The 25,562-nt window shown below is 71.6% G+C and carries 24 protein-coding genes, 1 tRNA gene and 1 riboswitch; of the genes, 13 read left to right on the top strand and 12 right to left on the bottom strand.

Annotated elements, in window-relative coordinates:
- Positions 1-51: 51 nt before the first annotated feature.
- Positions 52-990, bottom strand: coding sequence for an aminoglycoside phosphotransferase family protein (locus PKF00_RS15085; RefSeq protein ID WP_271218121.1), 939 nt, complete (start codon positions 988-990; stop codon positions 52-54).
- A gap of 262 nt (positions 991-1,252) precedes the next feature.
- A complete protein-coding gene (locus tag PKF00_RS15090) occupies positions 1,253-1,756 on the bottom strand; it encodes a DUF402 domain-containing protein (RefSeq protein ID WP_271218122.1) in 504 nt (167 codons plus the stop codon).
- 52 nt (positions 1,757-1,808) lie between these two features.
- Positions 1,809-1,921, top strand: a riboswitch (SAM riboswitch).
- Positions 1,922-1,958: 37 nt separating this feature from the next.
- Between PKF00_RS15090 and PKF00_RS15095 the strand changes: the two genes are divergently transcribed.
- Genes PKF00_RS15095 through PKF00_RS15120 form a run of 6 tightly spaced genes read left to right on the top strand, consistent with a single transcriptional unit; the run spans position 1,959 to position 10,008 of the window.
- Positions 1,959-2,900, top strand: coding sequence for a glutathione S-transferase C-terminal domain-containing protein (locus PKF00_RS15095; protein ID WP_271218123.1), 942 nt, complete (start codon positions 1,959-1,961; stop codon positions 2,898-2,900).
- Positions 2,897-4,657, top strand: a complete 1,761-nt coding sequence (locus PKF00_RS15100; RefSeq protein WP_271218124.1) for an FAD/NAD(P)-binding protein — start codon at positions 2,897-2,899, stop codon at positions 4,655-4,657. The genes PKF00_RS15095 and PKF00_RS15100 overlap by 4 nt, the downstream gene beginning before the upstream one ends.
- Before the next feature lie 56 nt (positions 4,658-4,713).
- Positions 4,714-6,351, top strand: coding sequence for an ABC transporter substrate-binding protein (locus PKF00_RS15105; RefSeq protein ID WP_271218125.1), 1,638 nt, complete (start codon positions 4,714-4,716; stop codon positions 6,349-6,351).
- The gene (locus PKF00_RS15110) at positions 6,348-7,319 is read left to right on the top strand and encodes an ABC transporter permease (protein ID WP_271218126.1); all 972 of its coding nucleotides are present in this window, start codon (positions 6,348-6,350) and stop codon (positions 7,317-7,319) included. Before PKF00_RS15105 ends, PKF00_RS15110 begins: the two co-directional genes overlap by 4 nt.
- Entirely contained in the window at positions 7,316-8,401 is a 1,086-nt protein-coding gene (locus tag PKF00_RS15115) for an ABC transporter permease (RefSeq protein ID WP_271218127.1), read from the top strand. The genes PKF00_RS15110 and PKF00_RS15115 overlap by 4 nt, the downstream gene beginning before the upstream one ends.
- On the top strand, positions 8,398-10,008 hold the full coding sequence (locus PKF00_RS15120) for a dipeptide ABC transporter ATP-binding protein (protein ID WP_271218128.1): 1,611 nt from the start codon (positions 8,398-8,400) through the stop codon (positions 10,006-10,008). The genes PKF00_RS15115 and PKF00_RS15120 overlap by 4 nt, the downstream gene beginning before the upstream one ends.
- On the opposite strand, the gene PKF00_RS15125 is transcribed toward PKF00_RS15120, so the two are convergent.
- Positions 9,954-11,210, bottom strand: a complete 1,257-nt coding sequence (locus tag PKF00_RS15125; RefSeq protein ID WP_271218129.1) for an MFS transporter — start codon at positions 11,208-11,210, stop codon at positions 9,954-9,956. The two genes, PKF00_RS15120 and PKF00_RS15125, sit on opposite strands and share 55 nt — an antisense overlap.
- A gap of 297 nt (positions 11,211-11,507) precedes the next feature.
- On the opposite strand from PKF00_RS15125, the gene PKF00_RS15130 reads away from it, so the two are divergent.
- Positions 11,508-12,041 carry a MarR family winged helix-turn-helix transcriptional regulator gene (locus PKF00_RS15130; RefSeq protein ID WP_271218130.1) on the top strand — a complete coding sequence of 178 codons (534 nt, stop codon included), beginning with the start codon at positions 11,508-11,510 and terminating at the stop codon, positions 12,039-12,041.
- 337 nt (positions 12,042-12,378) lie between these two features.
- A complete protein-coding gene (locus PKF00_RS15135; RefSeq protein WP_271218131.1) occupies positions 12,379-14,031 on the top strand; it encodes a methionine--tRNA ligase in 1,653 nt (550 codons plus the stop codon).
- Positions 14,032-14,321: 290 nt separating this feature from the next.
- Here the strand turns inward: PKF00_RS15135 and galK are convergent, their stop codons facing one another.
- The gene (gene galK / locus PKF00_RS15140; protein ID WP_271218132.1) at positions 14,322-15,440 is read right to left on the bottom strand and encodes a galactokinase; all 1,119 of its coding nucleotides are present in this window, start codon (positions 15,438-15,440) and stop codon (positions 14,322-14,324) included.
- A gap of 163 nt (positions 15,441-15,603) precedes the next feature.
- Between galK and PKF00_RS15145 the strand changes: the two genes are divergently transcribed.
- Positions 15,604-15,677: transfer RNA gene (locus tag PKF00_RS15145), tRNA-Ile, on the top strand.
- A gap of 129 nt (positions 15,678-15,806) precedes the next feature.
- Here the strand turns inward: PKF00_RS15145 and PKF00_RS15150 are convergent.
- The gene (locus tag PKF00_RS15150) at positions 15,807-16,064 is read right to left on the bottom strand and encodes a site-specific integrase (protein ID WP_271218133.1); all 258 of its coding nucleotides are present in this window, start codon (positions 16,062-16,064) and stop codon (positions 15,807-15,809) included.
- A gap of 210 nt (positions 16,065-16,274) precedes the next feature.
- On the bottom strand, positions 16,275-16,466 hold the full coding sequence (locus PKF00_RS15155) for a hypothetical protein (protein ID WP_271218134.1): 192 nt from the start codon (positions 16,464-16,466) through the stop codon (positions 16,275-16,277).
- A gap of 25 nt (positions 16,467-16,491) precedes the next feature.
- Between PKF00_RS15155 and PKF00_RS15160 the strand changes: the two genes are divergently transcribed.
- The 4 genes from PKF00_RS15160 (at position 16,492) to PKF00_RS15175 (ending at position 18,915) form a co-directional block, all read left to right on the top strand.
- Positions 16,492-17,160, top strand: coding sequence for a hypothetical protein (locus tag PKF00_RS15160; RefSeq protein ID WP_271218135.1), 669 nt, complete (start codon positions 16,492-16,494; stop codon positions 17,158-17,160).
- 213 nt (positions 17,161-17,373) lie between these two features.
- Positions 17,374-18,111 (top strand): phosphotransferase family protein, encoded by a 738-nt coding sequence (locus PKF00_RS15165; RefSeq protein WP_271218136.1) that lies wholly within the window; start codon positions 17,374-17,376, stop codon positions 18,109-18,111.
- A 100-nt stretch (positions 18,112-18,211) separates the two neighbouring features.
- The gene (locus tag PKF00_RS15170; RefSeq protein WP_271218137.1) at positions 18,212-18,460 is read left to right on the top strand and encodes a carbohydrate-binding protein; all 249 of its coding nucleotides are present in this window, start codon (positions 18,212-18,214) and stop codon (positions 18,458-18,460) included.
- Positions 18,442-18,915, top strand: coding sequence for a GNAT family N-acetyltransferase (locus PKF00_RS15175; RefSeq protein WP_344929723.1), 474 nt, complete (start codon positions 18,442-18,444; stop codon positions 18,913-18,915). The genes PKF00_RS15170 and PKF00_RS15175 overlap by 19 nt, the downstream gene beginning before the upstream one ends.
- Here PKF00_RS15175 and PKF00_RS15180 read toward each other — a convergent pair.
- The 6 genes from PKF00_RS15180 to PKF00_RS15205 form a co-directional block, all read right to left on the bottom strand.
- Complete coding sequence (locus PKF00_RS15180) at positions 18,852-19,598, bottom strand: neutral zinc metallopeptidase (RefSeq protein ID WP_271218139.1); 747 nt, start codon at positions 19,596-19,598, stop codon at positions 18,852-18,854. The genes PKF00_RS15175 and PKF00_RS15180 overlap by 64 nt on opposite strands.
- Positions 19,599-19,962: 364 nt before the next feature.
- Positions 19,963-21,639 (bottom strand): heparinase II/III domain-containing protein, encoded by a 1,677-nt coding sequence (locus tag PKF00_RS15185; protein ID WP_271218140.1) that lies wholly within the window; start codon positions 21,637-21,639, stop codon positions 19,963-19,965.
- Positions 21,640-21,902: 263 nt separating this feature from the next.
- Complete coding sequence (locus PKF00_RS15190) at positions 21,903-23,042, bottom strand: CU044_5270 family protein (protein WP_271218141.1); 1,140 nt, start codon at positions 23,040-23,042, stop codon at positions 21,903-21,905.
- Complete coding sequence (locus PKF00_RS15195; RefSeq protein WP_271218156.1) at positions 23,035-23,628, bottom strand: RNA polymerase sigma factor; 594 nt, start codon at positions 23,626-23,628, stop codon at positions 23,035-23,037. Before PKF00_RS15195 ends, PKF00_RS15190 begins: the two co-directional genes overlap by 8 nt.
- A gap of 110 nt (positions 23,629-23,738) precedes the next feature.
- On the bottom strand, positions 23,739-24,983 hold the full coding sequence (locus tag PKF00_RS15200) for an NAD(P)/FAD-dependent oxidoreductase (protein WP_271218142.1): 1,245 nt from the start codon (positions 24,981-24,983) through the stop codon (positions 23,739-23,741).
- 84 nt (positions 24,984-25,067) lie between these two features.
- Positions 25,068-25,256 carry a ferredoxin gene (locus tag PKF00_RS15205; protein WP_271218143.1) on the bottom strand — a complete coding sequence of 63 codons (189 nt, stop codon included), beginning with the start codon at positions 25,254-25,256 and terminating at the stop codon, positions 25,068-25,070.
- Between the last annotated feature and the right edge of the window lie 306 nt (positions 25,257-25,562).

The raw sequence follows: 25,562 nt of genomic DNA on the forward strand, positions 1-25,562 counted from the left end.
CGGGGGGCGCCCGAGAGGCGGCGATCCAGACGATGAGGCGATCAGGCGGGATCAGGCGGTCGGCGGGGAAGCGGTCTGGAGATCGGCGACGAGCTCCTCGAGGTGACGCAGCGCGACGGCCGCGCGGGCCGGGTCGTCGAAGAAGGGGTCGTCGGGGGAGGGCAGGGAGGCCGCCAGTCCCCAGCCGCGGCCCCTGGCCCAGGTCGCGTCGTCGACGTCGAGCGCCGCGCGGAAGACGTTCCGCGCCTCGGCGGGCAGGAGCTTCCACGCGGGCAGCAGGTCGACCGCGGGGTCGCCGACGGCCAGTGTCCCGAAGTCGATGACGGCGCTCAACCTGCCGTCGGCGGCCAGGAGGTTCCCGGGCGCGAGGTCCCCGTGGATCCACACCGGCGGGCCGTCCCACGCGGGCGCCGCCAGCGCCGCCTCCCACACGGCCGTCACCGCGTCGGTGTCGATCACGCCCTTCAGCGCCGCGATCTTGGGGCGGACGCGCGCCTCGGTGGCCAGGGAGTCGCGCTCGTCGCCCATGGGCACGCCGCGGAAGGCGTTGCTCCACTCGGGGCCGGGGCCGCCGGTGGGGTCGATCCTCCGCAGGGCGGTGACGAACCCGGCGAGGTCGGTCGCGGCCTGGACCGGGTCGGCGAGGCGGTCGGCGGTCGCGGTCTCGCCTTCCAGCCACCGGTAGACCGACCAGGGGAAGGGATAGCCCTCGGCGGGCTCGCCCATCGCGAGGGGCTCGGGAACGGGGAGCGGCAGATGCGGGGCCAGCCGCGGCAGCCACCGGTGCTCCCGCTCCACCTGCCCCACCCACCGGGGATAACGGGGCAGCCGTACGGACATGTCCTCGCCCAGCCGGAACGTCGCGTTGTCCATGCCGGACAACGGGACCGGCGAGAGGGGCAGGTCCGCCCACCGAGGGAACTGGGCCGCGAGCAGCCGGCGCACCAGGGGCGCGTCGATGGACACCTCGTCGGCGCCGCCGGTCGACATACGCGTCTCCTCACCGTGGACGGCGACGTCGTGAACGACGCTGTGAACGCCGACGCTGTGAACGCCGACGCTGTGAACGCCGACGCTGTGAACGCCGACGCCGTGAACGCCGACGCCGTGAACGCCGACGCTGTGAACGCCGACGCTGTGAACGCCGACGCCGTGAACGCCGACGCCGTGAACGACGTCCTATCCCACCGTCCGGGAGGGCGCCTGTCCACCGGATTTCCGTCCGCGCCCCCGGACCCGGGGGCGCGCGAGGTCAGACGACCTGTGCGAGCCAGTGGGGGGCCGAGGCGAAGGGGGCGAGGCCCGAGGCGACGGCCTCGAGCAGCGTGGCGGCCGAGGCGCGGGCGTTCTCGACGACGTCGGGAGGATAGGCGTAGCGGACACGGTGGTCCTCGAACTCGTCCTCGTCGTCCAGGAACACCCGGCCGTCCGCGCGCATGCGGATCACGTCGAGGTCCAGGTCGATCATCGTCACCTCGCCGTCGTTCCAGCGCGGCACGGTCGAGACGTCGCAGTAGATCTCGGTCTTGTACGGCGCCGCGTTGAAGGTGGCCGTCCACCAGGCGTCGCGGGGGAAGAGCATCACGAACGGCTGGTCCCAGACGATCGGCGGCTCCTTCCCCCTCCTGCCGCTGCTCCCGGCCGGGCAGCCGACCCACACGCCGTGCTCGTCCTCGCCGAGAAACAGGGCCGGGTGGTTCCAGTGCAGGGAGCCGTCGTACTTGCGGTAAACCACCTTCACGATCTCATGAGACATCCCCCGACTTTAAGGGTTGACAGAGATCTATGTATTTCCTACCGTCTAACTAGGTTAAGAGCGTCAGTGCAAAGCCCCGGCTGGCTGACCGGCAACCCTCGCGCCGCGGCGGGGTGCCCCCGGGGGAGACCGGGCGGCACGGTGGGCGTGTCGCAAGCGCGGCCCTCTCAAGGGGTCACCGAGGCATGCCTGGGAGTGCCAGATGTCCGAGATCACGCTCAACTACGCGAGCCCCGTCGACCTGGACACGCACGGTCGTTACCGGCCGGGTGACCGGCCAGGCCCCCGCTACCCCTTCCAGGGGCGGATCGCCGACGACGGCTCGGGGGAGTTCCCCGCCGAGCCCGGGCGCTACCACCTCTACGTCGCGGCGGTGTGCCCCTACGCGCAGCGCGCGGCGATCGTCCGTTCCCTCAAAGGACTGCAGGACGTCGTCTCGCTGTCCTACGTGGACGACGACCGCGACGGCAGGGGCTGGGCGTTCCGCGAACGACGCGGAGCCGACCCGGTGAACGGGTTCGCCACCCTCAGGGAGGCCTACGAGGCGACCGAGCCCGGCTTCGACGGGCACGTCTCGGTGCCGGTGCTGTGGGACAGGCGGAGCGGGCGCATCGTCAGCAACGACTTCCCGGACATCACCCTCGACCTGGGCACGAAGTTCGGCGGCGACTCCGAGGTCGACCTCTACCCCGAGGAGCTCAGGCCCGAGATCGACGCCCTCAACGCGAGGATCTACGAATACGCCAACACGGCGGCGGGCCGCGTCGCCTCGGCCACGACCGAGGAGGAGTACCACGAGGCGAGGAAGGCCGTGATCGCCTTCCTCGAGGAACTCGACGCCAGGCTCGCCGACCGCAGGTTCCTGTTCGGCTCGGGGATCACCGAGTCGGACGTGCGGCTCTGGCCGACGCTGCTCAGGTTCGACCTGAGCGACAACCCGGCCGCCAGGATCAGCGAGCGCCCGCTGACCGCCTTCCCCAACCTGTGGGACTACGCGAGGGACCTCTACCAGCACCCCGCCTTCCGCGACAACACGGACTTCGCCGCGCTCTCCGCCCCCACGGGGGAGACCGACCCCTGGCGCGTCCCGGTCGAGCCGCTGCGCGCCGACTGGGACCGGCCCCACAGCAGAGCCGCGGTATGAGCGCCTCCATCGCGATCGTCGGCGCGGGGCCGACCGGTACCTGCCTGGTCGAGCGGATCTGTGCGAACGCCGCGGAACTGCTCAACTGGCCGTCGCTGGACATCCACGTGATCGACCCGTACCCGCCGGGCGGCGGCCGGGTCTGGCGCAGGGAACAGAACGAACTGCTCTGGACGAACTCCGCCGCGGCCGACGTGACGCTGTTCGCCGACGAGTCCGTCCAGTGCGTGGGCCCGGTGCGTCCAGGCCCCTCGCTGGCCGAGTGGCTCGGCTGCGACCCGGGCCGCTTCGTCTCCCGTCCGGTGCAGAACGCCTACCTCTCCCACGCCTTCCAGCGCGCGGTGGACACCGCCCCCCGCGGCGTCCGGGTGCACGTGCACGCGACCCGCGCCCTCGACCTCGTCGACGTCCCCGGCGGCCAGGCCGTGAGGCTGGAGGACGGCCGGACGCTCGAGGTGGACGCGGTGGTCCTCGCCCAGGGGCACGGGGACGTGACCCCGACCGCGGAGGAGCGGCGGCTGGCGGCGCTGGCCGAGAGCGGCGGACTGCACTACGTGCCCACCGGGTACACCGCCGACCTCGACCTCGGCCAGGACCGTCTGCCCGCGGGCGAGCCGGTGATCGTGCGCGGCATGGGCCTGGCCTTCATCGACCTGATGGTGCTGCTCACCTCGGGGCGGGGCGGCCGGTTCGTCCGCGAGTACGACGGCGAGCTCGTCTACCTGCCCAGCGGGCGGGAGCCGCTGCTCCACGTGGGGTCGCGGCGCGGCGTGCCGTACCACTCGAAGACCGCATACCCCTTCAAGGGCACGCGCCCGCCGGTGCCGCGCTTCCTGACCGCGGACGCCCTCGGGGAGGGGCCGTGGAACTTCCGGCGGGACGTGTGGCCGCTGGTCGCCAAGGAGCTGGCCTTCGCCTACTACCACGAGCTGATCACCTCCCACCCCGAGCGGTCCCGGCTGGGCTGGGAGGAGTTCGAGAAGGGATTCGCCGGCGAGAGGTGGCGCAGCGCCGGGATGCGGACGCTGATCCGCAAGGCCGTGCCCCGGTACGCCGACCGCCTCGACTTCGACAGGCTCGACCGGCCGCTCGAGCGGATACGGTTCGGCGACCAGGCGGGGCTGCACAGGTGGATGGACGGATACATGGGCGCCGACCTGGAACGGCGCTCGGATCCCGCGCACAGCGCCGACTACGCCATGATCCTCGGGCTGCTGTCCGTCCACGGGGTCCTGGCCGAGCTGGGCATCTCCGACCCGTGGTTCAACGGCCTGTTCAGCTATGTGGCCAGCGGCCCGCCCGGACCACGTCTCGAGGAGCTCAAAGCCCTGGCCAGGGCCGGTGTGGTCACCTTCCTCGGGGCCGACCTCAGGGTCGACCACCACGCGGGACGGTGGCAGGCGCAGAGCCCGACCGTGCCCGGCGCCGTCACCGCCAGGACCCTCGTGGAGGCCAGACTGCCCGCGCCCAGCGTCAGCCGGGCGACCGACCCGCTGATCACCGCGCTCCGCGACCGGGGCGAGGTGGACGAGACTTCCGGGCTGTTGAAGGTACGGCCCGCGGACCGGCGCCTGCTCGACAGAGGGGAAACCCCGCACCCCCACCGTTTCGCCTTCGGCCCCTGGGTCGTCGGCGGCCGGGCCACCGGAGGCTTCGCCAGGCCCGGACTCAACGCCCCGCTCTTCCGCCACGCCGACGCCCTGGCCCGGATCGTGCTGTCCGAGGCCGTCACCACCCAGATCAGACACGTCGCGTGAAGCGACGCTCAGAAATGTCGCGTGAAGCGATGCTCGAACCCCCCGAGGAGAAGTACGTGAAAGTGCAATTGGGCGTCCTGGCGCTGGCCGGGACGCTGACGCTCGCCGCCTGCGGGGCCGACACCGGGGCTCAGAACGCGGCGGCCGGTGGCGAGGGCGGCGGCGAGGGCGGGTCGCTGGTGTGGGCGGTCGAGACGCAGCCCATCACGTTCAACCCCCAGCAGTGGGGCCAGAACAAGGCCCGTCTGCTGGTGCACAACCAGTTCGACGCGTTGATCGCCCGGGGCAAGGACGGCGAGTTCCTGCCGTGGCTGGCCAAGTCCTGGGAGGTCTCGAAGGACGGCCTGACCTACACCTTCGAACTCCGCGAGGACGTGACCTTCCACGACGGGGAGAAGTTCGACGCCGCGTCGGTCAAGGCCAACCTCGACCAGCTGGTCTCGCCGGGCTACAACGCCGCGGTCGCCGCGATCCAGCTGCGCGACTTCTCCTCCGCGGAGGTGACCGGGCCCTACAGCCTGAAGGTCACGCTGAAGGCGCCGGACGGCCTGTTCCTGGACTTCCTGGCCTCGCCGTACGCGGGCCAGGTCTCCCCGAAGTCACTGAAGAACGCCAAGGACCTCAAGGCGGGCGGCCCCGACCTGGTCGGCACGGGGCCGTTCATCCTGGACCGCTTCACGCCGGGCCAGGAGGCCCACTACAAGCGCAACCCGAAGTACAACTGGGCGCCCCCGAACGCGGGCCACCAGGGCCCCGCGCACCTGGCGGAGATCACCTACCGCTTCCTGCCCGAGGCGGCGGTCCGGGTCGGCGCGCTCACCTCGGGCCAGGTGCAGGTGATCGAGGGCGTGCCCGCGACCGAGCTCGGCCTGCTCAAGAGCGACCCCAAGGTGAAGGTCGAGACCAGCCTCAACTCCGGCAGCGCGTTCTCCTACTACTTCAACGTCTCCCACCCGCCGTTCGACGACAAGCGGGTACGCGAGGCCTTCAGGGACGCCGTCGACGTGGACACCGTGCTCAACTCGGTCTACCAGGGCACGGCGAAGCGGGCCTGGAGCGTCATCGGCCAGGGCAGCCCGCAGTTCTACGACGCCTCCCTGGAGAACACCTTCGGAAACAACGCGCAGCGGGCCAACAAACTGCTCGACGAGGCGGGCTGGGACAAGCGAGACGCGGAGGGTTTCCGGGTCAAGGACGGCAAGCGGCTCACCGTCCGCTCGGTCGAGTCCGCGCCCTACGTCAGGGACCGCCGCGACATCCTCGCCCAGGCCGTCCAGGCCGCGGTCAAGCAGAGCGTGGGCATCGACTTCCAGCCCAAGGTGGTCGACCAGGGCACCCAGCTGAAGGCCCTGCAGGAGGACCAGTACGAGGTCTTCCAGAACTCGCGCGGCGACACCGACGCGGGCGCGGCGCTCAACCTGATCCTGCCGAAGGGCGCCGCGATCAACCGCACCCACTTCGAGAACGCCGAACTCGACAAGCTGCTCGCCGACGCCTCGGCCAGCTCCGACCTGACCAGGCGCAAGGAGCTCTACGCCAAGGTGCAGAAGATCGTGGTCACCGACGAGGCGCTGCTCCTGCCGCTCTACGTGCCCGCCGACCAGGTCGCCTACGGCGCGGAAGTCACCGGGATCACCTTCGAGCCGGTCTCCGGCACCCCCAACAGTGCTTACGACATCCGGACAGGAACGTGAGCACCCTCACACTCACCCGGCGGCGGGGGCTGGCCGCCGCCGGGTGGGCAGGTCCGGTGGTCAGGCGGCTCGGAGCCGGCGTCGCCGTGCTCTGGGCCGCCGCCACCGCGGCCTACCTCGCCCTGCTGCTCGTCCCCGGCGACACCGTGGACGTCCTCATCGCCGACGGCGTCGACACCCCGGAGCGGCGGGCGCAGATCATCACGGAGTGGGGGCTCGACCGCTCGCAGGCGCGTCAGTACGTCGACTACCTGGTACGGCTCCTGCACGGAGACCTCGGCCGTTCGTACGTCCTGCAGCGCGGCGTGGGCGACCTCCTGGCCACACAGGTCGGGCCGACCATCAGGCTCGCGCTCACGGCGGCGGTCTTCGGAGTGGTGCTCGCCCTGGTGCTCGCGCTGACCACCGCGGGCCGCCGATCCTGGTTCGGCGGCCTGGCCGGAATGTCGGAGCTGGTCGCGGTCTCGATGCCGCCGTTCCTGGTCGGGCTCCTGCTGCTGGCCGTCTTCTCCTTCACCCTCGGCTGGTTCCCCGTCTCAGGGGACCGCGGGTTCGTCTCGCTGGTGCTGCCCGCCGTCGCGCTGGGACTGCAGATCTCCGGCGTCCTGGGCCAGGTCCTGCGCGAAGGACTGGAACGGGCCCTGGAGGAGCCGTTCGCGGTGACCGCCCGCTCGCGCGGCATCACCGAACGGCGGCTCGTCGCCGGGCACGCCCTGCGCCACGCGCTGCTGCCCGCCGTCACCCTCACCGGCTGGTTCGTCGGAGTCCTGTTCGGCGGGGCGATCATCGTCGAGGCCGTCTTCGGCCGCCCCGGCCTCGGCCAGCTCACCCTCTCGGCGGTGACCGGCAAGGACATGCCCGTGGTCATGGCGCTCATCCTGCTGTCGGCCGTGGTCTACGTGACGGTCAGCACCATCGTCGACCTCTCCTACCTCCTGATCGACCCCCGGCTGAGGAGGAGCGGATGACCATCTTCGACAAGGAGTCGGCCTTCGGCCACGAGCCGGGCAGGACCGTGCCTCCGGCGCGCCGGGCGGCCGACGACGCCGACCTTCCCGGCCTGACCCTCGGCTCCGCCGGTGAGCCCGGCGGCAGGCGGGGCGGCGAGCCCCACGGGGGGCCGTCGGCCGTGGCGCCCCCGCCCCCCGCCGTCGCCGCCTCCGCCTCTCCCGCTTCCCCCGGCGTTCCCGTCTTCCCCGCTTCCTCCGCCGTCCTCGCCTCCGCCGCACCGGTCAGGCGCCGGTACGGCCTGCGTCCGGGGCTGGTCGCCCCGCTGCTGTTCCTGGTCGTCGCCGCGGTCGCGGCCCTCGCCCCGGGACTGCTGAGCGGAACGGACCCGCTGGCCGCGGACCCACTGCACGCGCTCGCCCCACCGAGCGCCGAGCACTGGTTCGGCACCGACCACCTCGGCCGCGACGTGCTGGCCCGCATCGTCCACGGCGCCGGGCACTCGCTGGCCATCGGCGCGGCGGCGATCCTGTTCGCCGCCGTCGCGGGGACCGTCCTCGGCGCGCTGGCCGGGCTGTCCCCCCGCTATCTCGACGAGGTGTTCAGCCGCCTGTTCGACATCCTGGCCACCTTTCCCGAACTGCTGCTGGCCCTGCTGGTCATCAGCGTCACCGGACCGGGCACCGGCAACGTGATCCTCGCGATCGGGCTGGTCCAGCTTCCGAACTACGCCCGCGTGATCAGGGCGCAGACCTTCGTGGTCCGCCGGTCGGGATACGTCGAACAGGCCGTCACCTTCGGCCTGCCCAGGCCGGTCCTGATCCTGCGCCACGTGCTGCCGAACGTCCTGGGCCCGCTGCCGGTGATCGCCACGATCGGCATGGGCACCGCCATCATCGCGACCTCGGGACTCAGCTTCCTCGGCCTGGGCCCGCTGCCGCCCAGCCCCGAGTGGGGCTCGATGCTGGCCGAGGCCCGCAACTACCTGCGCGTCGCGTGGTGGACCGTCCTCTTCCCCGGCCTGGCCGTCACGCTGAGCGTCGTCAGCCTGACCCTGGTCGGCAGACACCTTCAGCGCCGTTTCGAGAGGAGACTCCCATGAGCCTCATCGAGGTCGAGGACCTGCGGGTGGCCTTCCCCAAGGCAGGGGTGCAAGCCGTACGGGGGGTGAGCCTGTCGATCGCCGAGGGCGAGTGCGTGGCGATCGTCGGGGAGTCGGGCTCGGGCAAGAGCGTCACGGCCAGGACCCTGGTCGGGCTGACCGGCCCCGGCGCGACCGTCACGGCGGGAAGGTTCAGCGTGAAGGGCAGGGACGCGCTCCGGTTCGGGCAACGCGGCTGGCGGCGGCTGCGCGGCAGGTTCGCCGGGCTGGTGCTGCAGGACGCGCTCGTCTCGCTCGACCCGCTTCGCAGGGTCGGCGACGAGATCGCCGAGGTGCTCGCCGCCCACGACGTCGTGCCGCGCGCGGGCCGGGCCGCGAAGGCCCTCGAACTGCTCGAGGCGGTCGGCGTGCCGGAGCCCGAACTGCGTGCACGGCAGTACGCCCACCAGCTGTCCGGCGGCCTCCGCCAGCGCGCGCTGATCGCCTCGGCCATCGCCGCGGACCCTCCGCTGCTCATCGCCGACGAGCCGACGACCGCGCTCGACGTCACCGTGCAGGCCCAGATCCTGCGCCTGCTGGCCGCGCGCAAGGCCCAGGGCACCGCGCTGCTGATGATCAGCCACGACCTGGCGGTGGTCTCCTCCATCGCCGACCGGGTGCTGGTCATGAAGGACGGGGTGGTCGTCGAGGAGGGGCCGACCGCCCGCGTGCTGTCCGACCCCGACGACGACTACACCAAGCTGCTGCTGGCCGCCGTCCCCTCGGCCGCCTCGCGCGGCACCCGCCTGTCGGCGATCGCCACCGGAGGCGTCTCACTGCGCACCCCGCTGCCGGAGCGGAAGGTCGACCACGGCTCGCCGGTCGTCGAGGTCTCCCGCCTCTGCGCCGCCTACGGCCCCCGCAAGGTGGTCGACGACGTCTCCTTCGAGGTGCACGCGGGGGAGACCGTCGGCATCGTGGGAGAGTCGGGGTCGGGCAAGACGACCGTCGCCCGGCTCGTCCTCGGCCTCATGACGCCCGTCTCCGGGCAGGTGCGGCTGAACGGAACCCCCTGGTCGACGGTCTCCGAACGAGAGCGGCGTCCCCGCCGCTCGAGCGTCCAGCTGATCTCGCAGAACCCCCTCGACTCCTTCGATCCCCGCTACACCGTCGGCCGCCTGATCGCCGAGCCCCTCGGCGGACCGTCGCGGGAGCGCAGGGACCGCGTGGCCGAACTGCTGGCCAGGGTCGGGCTGCCCGCCGACCTCATGACGAGCCACCCCCGCCGTCTGTCCGGCGGACAGCGTCAGCGGGTCGCCATCGCCAGGGCCCTGGCCCCGCAGCCCCAGGTGCTCGTCTGCGACGAACCGGTCTCCGCGCTGGACGTCTCGATCCAGGCGCAGGTGCTCGACCTCCTCGGGGAGATCCAGGCCGCCGACGGAACCGCCCTGATCTTCATTTCCCACGACCTCGGAGTGGTCCACCACATCAGCGACCGCGTCCTGGTCATGCGCGACGGACAGGTCGTCGAGGACGGGCACGTGGACGAGGTGTTCTTCCTGCCCAAGCACGACTACACCAGGGAACTGCTCGGCGCGGTCCCCAAACTGGTCTCCGCCGAGCTCTGACCGAGACGGCGGATGTCGGGCAGGAGCAGGACCCCCAGGCAGGGAAGCGCGATCACGGCCGCCGCGCCGTACAGGGCGGGGGCCGTGCCGACCGCGCCCGCCAGCGGCCCCGCCAGGGCCATGCCGAGAGGGGTCAGCCCGATCGAGAGCATCCAGTCGTAGGCGGACACCCGGGAGATCGCCTCGGCGGGGATGTGCTCCTGCACGGCGGTCTCCCACAGGGGCGACATGAAGGCCAGACCTCCCGTCATCAGCCCGTAGGCCGCCGCGACGGCCAGGGCGGGCGCGCCGGCGGCGAGCAGGGTCAGGGGCAGCGCGCCCAGCGCCAGCGCCAGGTTGGCCGCGACCAGCGGCCGCCTGGGCCGGGCCCGCAGCGCCAGCAGCGCGCCGCACAGCGCGCCCACCGTGCCGCCCTGTACGATCGTGCCCCACGCCAGCTCACCGCCGAGGCTGACGACGGCGACCACGGGGCCGATGGTGACCAGGGCGCAGCGGCCCAGGTTCCACAGGGAGTGGCCCACGAGGTTCGTCCAGTACCAGCGGTGACGGCGCAGCTCCGCCCATCCGTCGGCGAGCTGCCGGGTGAAGCGCTCATGCGGCGCGGGCGCGATCGGCGTGAGCCTGAGGCGGCCCAGCAGAGCCGCGCTGGCCAGGAACGTCACGGCGTCCAGGACCAGGGCCCAGCCCGCCCCCACGGTCAGCGTGACGGCGGTGGCGATGCCCGGGCCGAGCAGCACCGAGCCGCGCTGCGCGATCGCCATGAGCGCGTTGGCCCGGGGGAGGTGCTCGGGCGCGACGGTCGCGGGCACCAGGCCGGCCGTGGCGGGCAGGAAGAACGCCGACGCGGCCCCCGAGACGGCGGCCAGCGCCGCCAGGTGGACGACCTCGACCCCGCCGACGATCAGCTCGACGCCCATGACGGCATGGGTGAGCCCGCGGACCAGGTCCGCGACCAGCATCACGCGCTGGCGGGGCAGCCGGTCGGCCCAGACGCCGCCGGGCAGCATCAGCGCCACGGTCGCGACCGACTGGGCCGCGAGCACCACGCCGAGGTCGGTGGCCGAGCCGGTGGCGGTGACGATCGCCAGGGCGAGGGCGACGGAGGTGACGGCGTCACCGACGTGCGACAGGCTCTGCCCGGTCCACAGCAGGCGGAAACGGGGATCTCGCAGGGGGGCCCAGGTGTCTCGGAGAAGCGTCATGGGCCAGAAGTTACTACGATCTCAAAATATATGCATTCATATTAATTGTGGACGGGGGCTCGTGGGTCACGGGGCCGAGGGGACCCCGGCCGGGCGGGTCCGGGAAGCCAGGGCGTCTTCGGTCTTCGGTCTTCGGCAAGGCCGGACGCCTCCGGGAGGCCTGAGCGCCCGCCCGAGTACGGAGAGTCGGCGCGCGCCGGGGCGGGAGCGCCGGGGCGGGACGACGCGGAGCGAGGCGGTGTGCCGGGGCCGGAGCGAGAGCGGGATGGGCCGGGGGCGGCCGTTACCCTGTGGGGCATGTCAGAGCCCGACTCCATCGACCGTCACATCGCGCACTGGTCACGCGAGCTGTCGGATCTCGACCCTCAGCTTGAGGGGATCGTCACCCGCATGCAGATGCTCGTGCGGTTGCTGAAACGGAAGAAGGACATCTGGCTGGCCGAGGGCGGACTCAAGCCCTGGGAGTTCGACGTGCTCCACCACCTGGTCGCGGCCGGGCCGCCCTACCGGGTGTCTCCCACACTGCTGGCCGAGCAGCTCGACACCCACCCGGCGACCCTGACCAACCGGCTCGACCGCATCGAGGAGGCCGGATACATCCGCCGCGAGCACGACCCCTCCGACCGCCGCCGCCTGCTCGTCGCACTGACCTCCGCCGGACGCGCGGTCTGGCAGGAGCGGATGGACGAGGGAGACAGGACGGAACGGGCCCTGCTCGGCACGCTCACCTCCGAGGAGCGCGAGCTGCTCGACGACCTGCTGCGACGTCTCGTCCAGGGAGCGGAGGCGGAAGGGCCCCCGCTCATGCCCGACTGGTCCTCGGGCGGATGACGCCTGCCTGCGCGGGGCGCCCTTGGAGGGCATGGAACGGCGGATGCGCCGGTCGGTGGGCTGTCGCCGCGTGGGAACCGGGGTGCGGGGCACGGGTGTGAATCGGATACCGGTGGGGGCGTGGAACGGCGGTGGGCGCGCCGGTCGGCCGGCTGCCGACTGCCGGGTGGGCGGCCGGGGCGCGGGCGTAAACCGGATGCCGGGGCGGGGACGGGCTCGTTAGCATGAGGGCATGACGACTCCGGTGACGATGCCCCGCTGACCGCGGGTCGCGGACGTCTTCCAGAGGCCCTGAGACGGGGCCTCGACGCTTCTCGGAGCCCCCATGGAGGTTCCGATGCCACGAATCCTGCTGACCACCACCATTCCCTACGTCAACGCACGTCCGCACCTGGGCTTCGCCCTGGAACTCGTCCAGGCAGACGTGCTCGCCCGGCACCACCGCCTGCGCGGGGACGAGGTCAGGCTGCAGACGGGGACCGACGACAACTCGTTGAAGAACGTGCAGGCCGCCGACGAGGCGGGCCTGACCGTACGGGATCTCGTCGACCGCAACGCGGCCGAGTTCGCGCGGCTGGGCGGGCCGCTGTCCCTGTCGTTCGACGACTTCATCCGCACCAGCGCCGACCCCCGGCACAGGGCGGGAGTCGAGCGCTTCTGGCGGGCCTGCGCCGACGACCTGTACCGGGCGCGGTACGAAGGCCTCTACTGTGTCGGCTGCGAGCACTTCTACCAGCCCGGCGAGCGATGTCCCGAGCACGAGGCCCCGCTGCAGCGGGTGTCCGAGGAGAACTGGTTCTTCCGGCTCTCCCGCTACCAGGACGAGCTGTACTCGCTGATCGCCGACGGCCGGATCCGCATCGAGCCCGCCGAGCGCCGCAACGAGGTGCTCGGTTTCGTCGCGGGAGGCCTGGCCGACTTCAGCGTCTCCCGGTCCCGCGCCAGGGCGCGCGGCTGGGGCATCCCGGTCCCCGGGGACCCCGATCAGGTGATCTACGTGTGGTGGGACGCGCTCGGCAACTACCTGACCGCGCCGGGGTACGGCACCGGCGGGCACGGTCACTGGTGGACCCGGGCCGACCGGCGGGTGCACGTGCTCGGCAAGGGCGTCCTGCGCTTCCACGCGGTCTACTGGCCCGCGATGCTGCTGTCGGCCGGGGAGGCGCTGCCCACCGACCTCCTGGTCCACGACTACCTCACGGTGAACGGGCGCAAGATCAGCAAGTCCGGCGGGGCGGCCGTCGACCCGATCGGGCTCGTCGAGGCGTACGGCGTCGACGCGGTCCGGTGGTGGCTGTTGCGCGACCCGCCCAGGGTCGGCGACGCCGACTTCACCGTGGAACGGCTCATCGCGCGCTACGACGACGAACTCGCCAACGGGCTGGGCAACCTCGTCAACCGGGTCGTCAGCATGGTCCACCGGTACCGCGGCGGCCTCATGCCGGAGACGCCGGTGAGCGCCTCAGAGAACGCGGCCTCGAGCGTGCCCGACGGCGCGTCCCACGACGCGTCCCGAGGCGTGCCCGGCGGTGCGCTCCAATGCGTGTCCCCGGCTGTGTCCGGCGGCGTGTCCCCGGCTGTGTCCGGTGGCGCGTCCCGGGACGTGTCCGGCGGGGGAAGGGCTGCTCTCGACAGGGGCAGGGCGCGGGCCCGCGACGTCGTCGCGGACGCTCTGCGCGACTTCGACTTCCGCACGGCCACCGGGGCCGTCCAGGGGGTCGTCGACGAGGCCAACCGGTATGTGAACCAGGTCAAGCCATGGCAGCTGGCCCGCGAGGGCTCGGCGTCGCTCGACCCGGTTCTCGGCGTCCTCGTGGCGACCTGCCGGGAGGTGGCGGACCTGCTGTCACCGTTCCTTCCGGACGCGGCCGCGCGTGTCGCCGCGCAGTGCGCCGGAGAGAGACTGGCTCCCGCGAGCCCGCTCTTTCCCCGCATCGGGCAGAGCGGTGGACACGGGCGGAGCGGCGAAGAGACGCAGCCGGCCAGGTAGCCGTCCCAAGGCTTCCTCGAAAAGCCCCGAGGCGGCGTTCCCTGGGGAGCTCTGAGGTCCTTGTTGTCGGCGTTCCCGGGGGACTCCGAGGCCCCTCCCATCGGCGTTCCCTGGGAGCTCCGAGGCCCCTCCCGTCAGCCTTCCCCAGGAACTTCTGAGGTCCTTGCCGTCGGCGTTCCCTCGCGGTCCGTCGGCGTTTCGTACGGCCAGGCCGAGGCCAGGCCGGGGCAGGGCCGGGGCAGGGCCGTACGAGGCCCCTTCCGCCGTCTCGGCTCGCGCCCGACCTCGGGTCAGGTCAGGCGGCGGGCCCCCGAGGCCGGGGTCGCCGGGTAGATCTCCGGCGCGGCCCAGCCGCGTTCGGCGTAGGCGCCGGTCACCGAGTCCCGAACAGCTCGCACATGCTCGTCGGCGACCAGCGCGATGGCCGACCCGCCGAATCCGCCCCCGGTCATCCTGGCCCCTCTGGCCCTGCCCCTGAGCGACGCCTCGACGGCCACGTCCAGCTCGGGGCAGGAGACCTCGAACTGGTCCCTCAGCGACAGGTGGGAGGCGTTCAGCAGGCCGCCGATCTCCCCGACGACTCCGGCTCTCAGCAGCCCGATCACCGCCTCGACCCGGTGGTTCTCGGTCACGACGTGCTGGGTGCGCCTGCGCTCGTCGCCGCTGAGCCTGCTCAACGCGCCCGACAGGTCCGTGACGTCGCGCAGCGACGCCACCCCCAGGCGCTTGGCGGCGTTCTCGCAGTCCTGCCGACGGCGGGCGTACTGGCCGTCGGCGAGCTCGTGGTGCACCCCGGTGTTGATGATCAGCAGCTGGAAGCCGTGCCGGGCCAGGTCGAACGGGACGTTCCTGACGCCGAGGCTCCGGCAGTCCATGAACAGCGCCTTCCCCTCCTCGGCGAGCGCGGAGGCGGCCTGGTCCATGATCCCGCACGGCATGCCGACGAAGTCGTTCTCGGCCCGCTGCGCCGCCAGGGCGATCTCCATCTTGGTCAGGGCCAGGCCGTACAGCTCGTTGAGCGCGGTCCCGACGGCGACCTCGAGCGCCGCGCTCGACGACAGCCCCGCCCCCTGCGGCACGTCCCCGTCGACCACGAGATCCGCGCCCCGCACCGGGTGCCCGGCCTCGCGGAGCGCCCAGAACACGCCGACGACGTAGCGTGCCCATCCCTTGGCCTCGTCTAGCTTCTCGACGGTCAGCGGCTCGCCGGCCTGGAGCGACCGCACCCTGACGACGTCGTCCTCACGCGGCGAGACGGCCGCGGTGACCCCCCACGGCACCGCGAACGGCAGCACCAGCCCGTCGTTGTAGTCGGTGTGCTCCCCGATCAGGTTCACCCGTCCGGGGGCGTGCCACACGCCTGCCGGCTCCCCGCCGAAGGTCTCACGAAAAGCCTCAACAACGCGCATGATCGAACACTCCTCAACAACGTCCCCCCGTAGGGTAGCGACTCCGAGGAGCCTCGGTTCCTCCGTCCGGAGCCGTTCAAGGTCACATCTTGAACCCGTCCCGCTCGGCGGATGTGCGAAGAGCGCCGACCTTTGGTTGAATGCGGCAGTACGGTGTGCACGAGGGGCGGTAGCTCAGCCGGTTAGAGCAGGGGACTCATAATCCCTGGGTCGCGGGTTCGAGTCCCGCCCGCCCTACCTCTCGTGACCACACGAAAAGCGCCCCTGACCTGCTCCTTCACGGTCAGAGGCGCTTTCTTCGTGTCCGGCTGTCCACGGCTGTCACCGATCGTTTGCGGCTGGCTCTCCCAATGCCCTTCCAAAGGATCATGTCTCCCTGAGCGCGTCGGAGATCCGACGCCGAGCGGCCTCGTCCTGGCCGACGATGCACTTGGCGTAGATCCGCAGCAGGACCTCCACGCTGTGTCCCGCCCACTGGGCCACCTGGGTGGCCGGCACCCCCGCGTTGAGCCACGTCGAGACGCAGGCGTGCCGAAGGTCGTAGACCCGCTTGGCCAATGGTGAGGCGGCCTCGGCCGGGGGGAGCGCCTTGGCTCGCGCCGCAGCCCACGCGCGCCGGGACATTGAACGTGCGGAGGCTGACGGCCTCCTCAGGGCGCAGACCGGCGTAGTACATGACCGCGAAGAACGCCTTGAGCCGCTTGCCGCTCGGCTCCTGAGCCGCGACGGCGGCCAGCAGTGCCCGCGCCTGGGCGTGGTTGACGACGCTCCGGCGGTCCACCTCATAGGAGGTCTGGGGACGCTTCCACTTCAGCTCTTTGATCGGGTTCCTCGTCAGGAGCTGAGCTCGACGGCATAGTCCGGGGCATTCTGCAGGATGGTCTTGTTCCGCAGGACAGTGCTCGTCGCCGACCTCTTACCGTCGAGGCGGGTCGTCGCGGCCTCCAGCAGATCGCCCACGGCATCGGCGGGCCGCTCGCCCTGCTCGCCCAAGCCCTGCGCCGAGACGTCACCGTGGACGGGCACCGAAGAAATGAGTAACGTGACGCCCGTGCCTCGAACCCCTTTTATGGCTGCTGCCCTCACGTTTTCGGTCTGCCTTGCGAATGCCTCAGCGGTAAGCGCAGCTCCATTGTCGCCGACCCGGGCGTCGATGGGTGCTGCTCACGCATCGACGTCAGCCGAACCGGGCCTGCTGCAGAGGTCGCAAACCTTGGTCACGCCCAAGCAGGCGACCATTAATAAGATCAAAACCCTGCTGACAACATTCTTTACCGATCAGCAGCTGTCCAAAACCTTGGACGCGATGGCGGAAAACATCTACGCCAACAAACCTTTTAAAGAATCCTTCGACACTCTCACCGCCTCGGCCGATCTCACCGGAAGTCAAATGGCGATCATGGTGAAGGTGAGGAGCGGCCTGCAGAAAGATCTCGGGTCGGCCTCCGGGGTTCCGCTGACAAAGGTCCGCGCAGTCCTTCTCCGCAGGCTTGAGCCATATTACAATGATATGAGCAAGACGATTCTCGCAATGAGAAGTAGCCGGAGGACGAAGGCGGAATGTGCCAACCAGGTTTACGTGATGGTGAATAAATATCTCACCAAAGCTAATGTCGATCCGGTTCTGGCCGATATTAAAAGCAGTCTGACGTCGAAAGAGTGGCAGTCTGTAAGAGCTCATGGCGCAGCACTGTTTCTTTGGAGTAGGTACGGGTTGTAGGGCCGCCTGGTCTGCGCCGGCCGAAGTGGCGATCATCCAGGCGCGCCAAATGTCCCTGACCCGGCTTTGCGGGCAGGGGCTCCTTTTTCGTTTCCGGCTGCATACGGCTGTCACCGGTCGGTGTCGTGCACGAGGCAGCCGGGCAGCGGGACGCGGTCAGCCGCGCGGTCGCACGCGACGAACCCGGTGACGTCGGTGGTCATCCCCGTGAGAATGGCCGACGTGGAGGAGGTCGAGGTCGTCGTCGCCCATCATGAGCGCGCGACCCTGCGCGTCGGCGACGTGTTCCTGAAGATCGACGCTGATCAGACGCGCACCGACGTCGAGGTCGAGGCGATGGCCATGGCGCCGATCCCGACTCCGGAGGTCCTGTGGCGCAAGCCGCCCGTGCTCGCGCTCGCCGCCCTCCCGGGGACGGCGCTCGGCCGCCTCGGGGAGCCGTCGACCGCGTCGTCGGCGGCGTGGGCCGCGGCGGGTGCCGCCGCACGGAAGCTGCACGACGCGCCGCTGCCGCCATGGCCCGGTCGGAGCCTCGACGAGATCGCATCGCACCTCGACGGCGAATGCGAGTGGCTCGTCACGAACGGCGTCCTTCCCGCGGACCTGGTCACGCGCAACCGCCGGGTCGCCGAGGCCGCGCTCCGGCCGTGGACACCGGTGTTCACGCACGGCGACCTGCAGATCACCCATGTGTTCGTCGACGGTGACGAGATCACCGGCGTGATCGACTGGTCCGAGGCGAGCCAGGGCGATGCCCTGTACGACCTCGCCACCTTGACGCTCGGACACGAGGAGCGGCTTGGCGACGTCGTCGCCGGCTACGGCGCCGACGTCGACCTCGACGTGATCCGCGCGTGGTGGTCGCTGCGAAGCCTGCTGGCGGTCCGCTGGCTGGTCGAGCACGGCTTCGACCCGTGGCCCGAGGTCGCCGTGCTGAGATCCCGGCTGTGAGGCCGCACGAGCCCGGCGGCCACGAGTGCCGTTACACCGGCGACCACAGCGCGGGAGTCGTGTCCGGCCGCCAGATGATCATCTACCTGAGGAGTCACACATGATTCGCAAGCTGTCCGCCGCGGCCGTACTCGCCGCAGCGCTGAGCATCGGCGCCCTGCCCGCCGCCACACCCGCCGCAGCCGCCACCACCGCGGCCCTCGAGGCCCAGTGGGCCCCTGATACCGCCTACAACGCCGGCGACCTGATCATCTACAGCAGCCGCACCTACGAGTGCCGTCAAACGCACCTGTCCACGAGCGGCTCGACACCGGACACGGCCTCCACCCTGTGGCAGCCGGTGGAGTAAGCGCCTCGCCGCCTCACCTCACCCGAGGTGAGGCGGCGAGCGCGGAGCCGGAGTCGATGCGCACCGCGTCGACGCGCAAGCGGAGCGGGATCGCGTCCCTGCCGCTGGAGCACATCATCACCGAGGCCGGAGGCATGGGATTCACCCGGCTGAGCCTTGAGACCGGTGCGGCCGAGTCCTTCCGGCCCGCCAGGAGGCTGTACGAGAAGTTCGGGTTCGACTACCGCGAGCCCTTCGCCGACCACCGGCCCGACCCGTACAGCGTGTTCGTGACCAGGGTGCTTTTAGAAGATCCTGATCCACAGGCCGGGACCGTCGCCTCCCGGACCTCGGGGAAGCCCGCCGAGGGCGGGCGGCTCCGGAAGGCCCGCCCGCGCCCCGGTCAGCCCGGTCAGGCGACCTTGGAGGAGGGGGCCTTCCAGGTGTTGCAGGAGCCCGCGCGTCCCGACCTGTAGCCCTGTTCGAACCAGTGGAGACGGTTGGCGGTCTTGCCGTCCCAGTTGAACCTGTCGTACTCCTTCGGCGTCTCGGCGTCCAGGAGGGGCTTCCAGTTCTTGGCCGAGCGCCCCAGGCTCTTCAGGGACACCCCGCTCAGGCAGTCGGCCTGCAGGTGGAAGCGGTGCGTCTGCTCGTCGATCTCGGCCTGTTCCCCGTTGTGCCGCAGCGCCCACCAGGCCTCGCTGATGCCCGTCTGCGCCTGGACGAACCCGCCGTAGGCGCGCGTCAGCTCGACGATGACGGCCTGGTCCGACTTGGCCTTGATCCAGTCGGACCGGAGCTGCACCTGGATGCCGCGGTTGCAGGAGGTGGCGAAGGAGCCGGAGATCTCCATGCCGCTGTAGCAGGGGCCCTGCTCGTGGGTGTCCTTGATGCTCAGGCCCGCGGGGACGAAGTCCTTCATGATCTTGCCCCAGGCGGAGTTCAGACAGCCGACGACCTTGTTGAGGTACTTCGTGGTCGACGACTTGGTGGTGCCCTTCGTCGCCTTGCACGAGACGGAGGGAACGGCCCTCAGCTTGTAGAGGGCGTTGTGGGTCAGCTCGGGCGAGCCGGTGACGGGATAGGCGGACGCGGCGGCCGTACCGGAGAGAAGCAGGGTGAGGGCTCCGGCGGTGGTCGCCAGTGCGCGAATCATCATGAAGCATGATCGTAGGGGCGAGGTGCCGCTCAACCATCCGGATGACCAGGAAGAGGGCAGATCGTGATCACGACGTGTCGCGACACGGCCGTGTCCGACGCGCCGCCGGAGTTAAACCATGTGCGAACTGTCGGTGCGACAGGCAAGAATGCCGCACATCATGGTTAACTCCGCTTCGCTTCCGTTCACCGCCACGACGTCACCGAACGGTGACATCGTGGTCTTCTACGTCGGCCCTGAGCCGCGCATGACCCCGGAGCAGGCGCTCCTGTTCGCCGACCAGCTCCGTGACATGGCGGCCGAGGCGTCGCGCCGGGCCGCCGCGCGTGCCGGGCGGTCGACGGACGGGCCGCTTCACTGGGGGTCAGGTGAGGGCGAGCCGGTCGGGGGAGAGCGTCAGGCGGACGGGGCCGCCGGGGGCGTGGACGGTCAGTCTCCCGTCGGAGCACGAGACCTCCGGATCGTCCGCGCCAGGAACGACCAGGGTCAGCAGCGCCCCGGCCGCAGGGGAGAGCAGCGTCGCCGTCGTCGCCGTCCTGAGATAGCCAAGTGAGATCGTGCCCGGCCGCACCGCCTGGCCGTCGACCGGCAGGCACGAGGGCGCCGCGAGCTGGATCAGCGTCGCCCGCCAGGGGCCGTCGGCCAGCACCACTCTGCCGCCGTGGTTGGAGATCACCTTGAGCGACGGGGCGAAATGCCACAGGTTGCGCAGCGTCGATCCCGCCTGGGCCGTGTCCAGCACGGCCATCAGGTCGGCGCCGTGGCTGACCAGGACCGAGCGCGTACGGCTGACGCCGTACGCCTCGTCGGCGAGCAGATAGGACTGGCGGTCACGGTCCACCGAGGACCTCACCAGGCGCGTCGCCACGCCCTCCTGGAACTCCGCGCCCACCACGACGGGGACGTTGTGCGCCTCCGGCGAGGTCGTCCACGCCCGATACTCCGTCCGCTCGTAGGAGTGGAAGCCCGCCTCGACCAGGATGTCCCTGCCGTGGGCGTAGTAGGTGACGCCCAGGTGGTCCTCGTGGCCGTGGAGCCTGCGCCCGGGGCCGAACCTGATCGAGTAGTACGCCGACCCCGGGTCGTCCCAGGCCGTCCTGCCGAAGACGTAGCCGCCGTCGAAGACCTTCGTCGTCGGCTCCTCGTGCCGGAAGCCCTTCGGGCGCGCGTCGGCGGGGCTGTCGCCGATCGGCGTCAGGCGGCCGTCGGGCTGGGTGGCGTGGCTGACGTAGGTCTCCAGTGACCTGCGCCGCGCGGCGAGGCTCTCGGGGATCCCGGCACCGCACCTTCTGACGGCCTCCAGCGCCGTGCCCAGCCGCTGGTGGACGTAGACGCCGTATCTCGGAGCCTGCTCGTGCAGCACGCCCTGCGCGTCGACGGCGAGTTCGGCCGAGTCTGTCATCCGGCGGACGGCCAGGTCCTTCCACGGCTCGTGGCCGAAACGGCAGCCGATCGCCAGCAGCGCGATGTCCTGGTCGAGGCCGTGGTTGTGGCCTCGCCGGTAGAGCGCGGGATCGGCCAGGAGCTCGGCGTGCTCGACCAGGCTGTCCGACAGCCAGGCGTCGCGCACGTACGCGCTGAGGCTGACCAGCGCCGGGGCGCGCAGCGCGACCGGGTGTTCGGCCCAGGCCCACGGACTGACCCCGGCCCCGCCCCTGGGGTTCTTCCGTGCCCAGTGCTCGGCGATCTCGGCGGCGCGGTCGAGGTACTCCCGTCTGCCCGAGCGTTCGTGCTCCACGACCAGCCGTCCCATCCACCTCAGCGCGTGGAGGTTCAGCGCCCACGAACGGTTCCGGTGCGGGTCGGCGAGCCAGTCGATGTCCGTGCCGAGGTCGACGGCGGGCAGGCCGACGAACCTGACCCGCCCCTCCATGACCTCGGCCACCTCGATCGCGGGGAACCGGTCCGCGCCCCCGACGACCGGCCCCTCGCTCGTCGCGAGACAGAACGCGGGACGGGCCCCGTCCGGGACCGGGCGCTTCGCGTCCGTGAGAGGACGCTTCGTGATCAGGCGTAACGCCGTGCGGGCATGACGAAACAAGCGTTTGCTCCAGAGAATGGCGCGAGCGGCCCCTGCGCGCCCGCGAACGGTGCGAACGGATGGTGCGAGACGGTGCGGGCCGATGGGAGGCAGGGGATCGGCCGTTGGGCCAGGAGACGGGCGCGCCGGGTGAGCCGGTGGTGTCACCGGGATCGTTCACACCGGCGCGCGTCGCCTGCCCGCGCCGCTCAGGCGTGCCTCACCGTTCGCCGTGCCGGCGCCCCCGGGAGCCGGCAGACGTGGTGAGGGCGTGCCGTTCCCCGCTAGGGAACGGCGGGGACGGTCGGCTCGGTGTTCGTCCAGGCCGCTTCGAGGACCACCTCGACCTGGTCGCCGACGCCCCCGGGCAGACCCGTGACGGTCGAGGACAGCACCTGGGAGGTGCCGGAGTCGATGATCAGCGTCCGCCGGACGGTCGCGGCGGTCTGTGCGGCGTCCGCCGCCCGCGGGCCGTCCGCGGCCGGGGAGTCGTCCGTGGCCGGTGAGCCGATCGTCGCCCGTGAGAGGTCCGTGGCTCGCAGGGTGAACGAGAAGGCGGCCCCCTGCCTGCCTCGCTCGTCCGTGGTCCTGCCCAGGTAGCGGACGTTCGGCAGCTCCGCGAGAGCCCGGTAGGCGGCCGCGCGGACGTCCGGCGGCGACGGCTTGCTCCACAGCAGGCCGCCGAGCGCGTCCGCGACGACGCCGTCGGCCGAGCCCGCCGGTGTGTCCCGGACCGTTTCCGTGACCCACCGCCGCAGGGCTTCGGGGTCGGTCGGGAGAGCCCGGATCTGCTGGATGGTCATGTCCCGTCCCGCCATGCTGAAGGGCGCCTTGCCGGTGACGGCGGTGAGCGCCCCCTTCCCCGGCGACGTCGACAGCGGCCGCCCCCGCCATGTGGCGGGGGAGCCGTCGCGACGCCAGGCCTCCTCGTCGGCTCCACTCCCCGGGGCGGCTCCGAGCGCGCGGGAGCCGGACCAGACCCTGCCGTCCTCGGTGACCCACTGCTCGGTGAGGCGCGACTCCACCATCCAGTAACGGTTGGCGCCGCTGCCCAGCCTCTCCGGGTATGTCCGCCGGTTCAGTTTCCTGACGTGCCAGTAGGCGCCTGTCGCCGAGGGGCCGGACTCGGCGGTCGTCGCGGCCGCGAGCAGGATCGACCGTCCGGAGACCGTCGAGGCCGGGCTCGACGCTCCCGCCTTCCCGGTCGCCCCGGGCGGCTCCCCGGTCACCCGGGGAAGCGCGACCACGACCGCAGCGGCCGTGACAGCCGCGGCGGTGGCGAGACCGGCCAGTCCCACCGTCCACGGAAGCAGCCCGCGCCGCCGCCGGGGCTCGGCGTCCAGCAGCCCGCGCACCCTGGCCTTGAGGAGCGGGTCGGGCGGCGGCTCGCCGTACAACTCGCGGACCGTCCTCAGCTCATCCACGGTCGGTCTCCTCGGCGTCGAGCATCGGGTTGGTCTCGCCCAGCGTGGCGCGCAGCTTCCGCCTGGCCCGGTTCAGCCGTGACCCCACTGTCCCGTACGGGATGCCCAGGGCCGTGGCGATCTCCTCGTGGCTGAGGTCGGCCAGGGCGACGAGGAGCAGGACGTCGCGATCCCGCTGGTGGAGCGCGGCGACGGCGGCCGCGAGACTCGGCCGCAGGCTCTCCGCGCTGACCCGTACCGCGACCCGTTCCTCGTGCCCCGGAGGATCGGGATCGGGGCCGTGGCGTCCGAGCGCGCGCAGCGTGCGCACCTCGAGCCTGCGGTGCTTGCCGATGAGGTTGGTCGCGATGCCGTACAGCCACGCCCGCACGGTGGCGCGGGACGGGTCGTAACGCGCCCGCTTGCGGAAGGCGGTGAGGAACGTCTCCGCGACGATGTCCTCCGCGCCGTCGGCGCCGAGTCGCTGGGTGACATAGCGGTGGATCTCCCCGAAATAGGCGTCGAAGATCGCACTGAAGCCCTCGGACTCGTCGAGGGAACGCTGGACGACCTCGGCGTCCTCCGCCGGATGAGCAGTCCAGGACATCGTGGTCACGATGGTCTCCCCGTCAGGTGCGGTCTTCGGATGCGAGTGGCGATCACTCCTTATCACCCGATCCGCGGGTTCGCTTTCACGGGCCGCACGACGGTTTCGCGTCAGACCGTGACCGGGGCGCGCATCAGCTCGGCGCGGTAACGGGACACCGCGGCGGGAAGGCCGATCATGACGACGCCGACGAGCGCGCCGCCGTCGTGGTAGCCGACCACGACCTCTCCGTCGAGGTCGCCCTCGAGCACCCTGATGTCGTCCGCGCCGAGCGCGGGAGCGCCGAAGGACTGGATCCGCAGGCCGTACTGGTCGCTCCAGAAGGTCGGCAGCGGCGCGAAAGGAGCCGGGTCGTGCGCGGCGTGGCCGAGGTCGGCCAGCAGGCTGACCGCCGCGCGCTTGGCGGTGTCCGTGGGAATGCTCCAGTGCTCGACCCGCCGCGCGACCCCGTCGTAGCGGGGGTTGGGGAAGCGGGCCACGTCGCCGACCGCGACCAGGCAGGAGCGCCCCTCGACGCGCAGCGCGTTGTCGCAGAGCACGCCGTCCGACAGGTCGAGGCCGTTGCCGTCCAGCCATTCGGTGTTGGACGTCGAGCCGACGGCCTCCACGACCACGTCGGCCTCGACCACGGTCCCGTCGGACAGCTCCGCGCCGCTCACCCGCCCCGCCTCCGTCGCGGCCGGGGCGTCGCCGTCGGCGGGGACGCCGGTCCGGTGGTCCTCGCCGAGGAAGCGGCCGACCGTACGGCCCAGCAGGAAGCGCACCCCCTCCGCCTCGTGGCGGCGCCGGAGCGCGGCGCCGAGGTCCGCGCCGAGCGGGCGGAGCATCGGGACGGCCTCGGGCGCGACCACGGTGACCGGGCAGCCGAGCAGGCGGGCGGTCGCCGCGACCTCGCAGCCGATGAACCCGGCCCCGATCACGAGCACCCGGGGCCCCGGCCGCAGCTCCGCGCGCAGCGCCGCCGCGTCCTCCAGCGTACGGACCACGTGTCGTCCGGCCGCGGGGCCGGGCGTGGGCAGCCGCCGGGGACGCATCCCGGTCGCCACGACCAGGCCGTCACAGGCGAGCTCCGTGCCGTCGGCCAGCCGTACGACACGAGCCGCCAGGTCCGCGGCGGCGATCGGGACGCCGAGCCGCCAGGTCACGTCGGCCACGGCGGGACGGAGCCTGAAGGCGACCGCCTCGTGGACGACCTCGGAGGCCAGGGCCTCCTTCGACAGCGGCGGCCGGTTGTACGGCAGGTGCGTCTCGTCGCCGATCGCGACGATCTCACCGGTGAAGCCGCCCGCCCGTAGCCGCTCGGCCGCGCGCAGGCCCCCCATGGAGGCGCCCGCGATCACGATGCGCTGGCTCATTGTCACCCTCACTTCCTCGGCCGCCTGTGCGGGCCGTACCGGGAGCCGCCCCGGGGAGCCGTTCGGGACCGCCCAGGGAAAGGACTAGCCCTCGACCGTGATGGCCTGGAGCGGGCACACGTCCGCGGCCTCCTCGACGGCGTCACGCAGCGACTCGTCGGCCTCGGACTCGTAGACCAGACGGCCGCTGTCGCTGATCTGGAAGACCTCGGGCGCGGAGAAGACACACTGGCCGTGGTCCTTGCAGACGTCCATGTCGACGATGATCTTCATTGCACAACTCCTGATGAATCTGATGGATCCGGTGAATCGACGCCGGGACGCGCGGCTGCCGCGAAGCTCCCGGTCGCCGCCGAAGGCGGTCGAGACGACCTCCTCGGACTCGGCGGGCTGGGCGCGGCAGTCGTCGCGGCTCGGCACGGGGCCTGTGACGACGCGTCAGGTCAGGACGGGTAGGGGTAGGGGTAGGGATCGTCCGAGGGGTCGGTGCGGCGCGGCGCCGGGAACCCGCCGGCCGGCCGGTCGAACCACAGATGCACCTGCCCGGTGCCCACCGAGTTCTCGTACTCGCCGTACTGA

The organism is Streptosporangium carneum (genome assembly GCF_027922005.1).
Taxonomy (GTDB): Bacteria; Actinomycetota; Actinomycetes; order Streptosporangiales; family Streptosporangiaceae; genus Streptosporangium; species Streptosporangium carneum.

Excerpts from the sequence above, each read along its gene's own strand:
- PKF00_RS15085 (WP_271218121.1), bottom strand. The coding sequence starts at position 990 with ATGTCGACCGGCGGCGCCGACGAGGTGTCCATCGACGCGCCCCTGGTG.
- PKF00_RS15090 (WP_271218122.1), bottom strand. The coding sequence starts at position 1,756 with ATGTCTCATGAGATCGTGAAGGTGGTTTACCGCAAGTACGACGGCTCC.
- PKF00_RS15095 (WP_271218123.1), top strand. The coding sequence starts at position 1,959 with ATGTCCGAGATCACGCTCAACTACGCGAGCCCCGTCGACCTGGACACG.
- PKF00_RS15100 (WP_271218124.1), top strand. The coding sequence starts at position 2,897 with ATGAGCGCCTCCATCGCGATCGTCGGCGCGGGGCCGACCGGTACCTGC.
- PKF00_RS15115 (WP_271218127.1), top strand. The coding sequence starts at position 7,316 with ATGACCATCTTCGACAAGGAGTCGGCCTTCGGCCACGAGCCGGGCAGG.
- PKF00_RS15120 (WP_271218128.1), top strand. The coding sequence starts at position 8,398 with ATGAGCCTCATCGAGGTCGAGGACCTGCGGGTGGCCTTCCCCAAGGCA.
- PKF00_RS15125 (WP_271218129.1), bottom strand. The coding sequence starts at position 11,210 with ATGACGCTTCTCCGAGACACCTGGGCCCCCCTGCGAGATCCCCGTTTC.
- PKF00_RS15130 (WP_271218130.1), top strand. The coding sequence starts at position 11,508 with ATGTCAGAGCCCGACTCCATCGACCGTCACATCGCGCACTGGTCACGC.
- PKF00_RS15135 (WP_271218131.1), top strand. The coding sequence starts at position 12,379 with ATGCCACGAATCCTGCTGACCACCACCATTCCCTACGTCAACGCACGT.
- galK (WP_271218132.1), bottom strand. The coding sequence starts at position 15,440 with ATGCGCGTTGTTGAGGCTTTTCGTGAGACCTTCGGCGGGGAGCCGGCA.
- PKF00_RS15150 (WP_271218133.1), bottom strand. The coding sequence starts at position 16,064 with ATGTCCCGGCGCGCGTGGGCTGCGGCGCGAGCCAAGGCGCTCCCCCCG.
- PKF00_RS15165 (WP_271218136.1), top strand. The coding sequence starts at position 17,374 with ATGGCCGACGTGGAGGAGGTCGAGGTCGTCGTCGCCCATCATGAGCGC.
- PKF00_RS15170 (WP_271218137.1), top strand. The coding sequence starts at position 18,212 with ATGATTCGCAAGCTGTCCGCCGCGGCCGTACTCGCCGCAGCGCTGAGC.
- PKF00_RS15180 (WP_271218139.1), bottom strand. The coding sequence starts at position 19,598 with ATGATGATTCGCGCACTGGCGACCACCGCCGGAGCCCTCACCCTGCTT.
- PKF00_RS15195 (WP_271218156.1), bottom strand. The coding sequence starts at position 23,628 with ATGTCCTGGACTGCTCATCCGGCGGAGGACGCCGAGGTCGTCCAGCGT.
- PKF00_RS15200 (WP_271218142.1), bottom strand. The coding sequence starts at position 24,983 with ATGAGCCAGCGCATCGTGATCGCGGGCGCCTCCATGGGGGGCCTGCGC.
- PKF00_RS15205 (WP_271218143.1), bottom strand. The coding sequence starts at position 25,256 with ATGAAGATCATCGTCGACATGGACGTCTGCAAGGACCACGGCCAGTGT.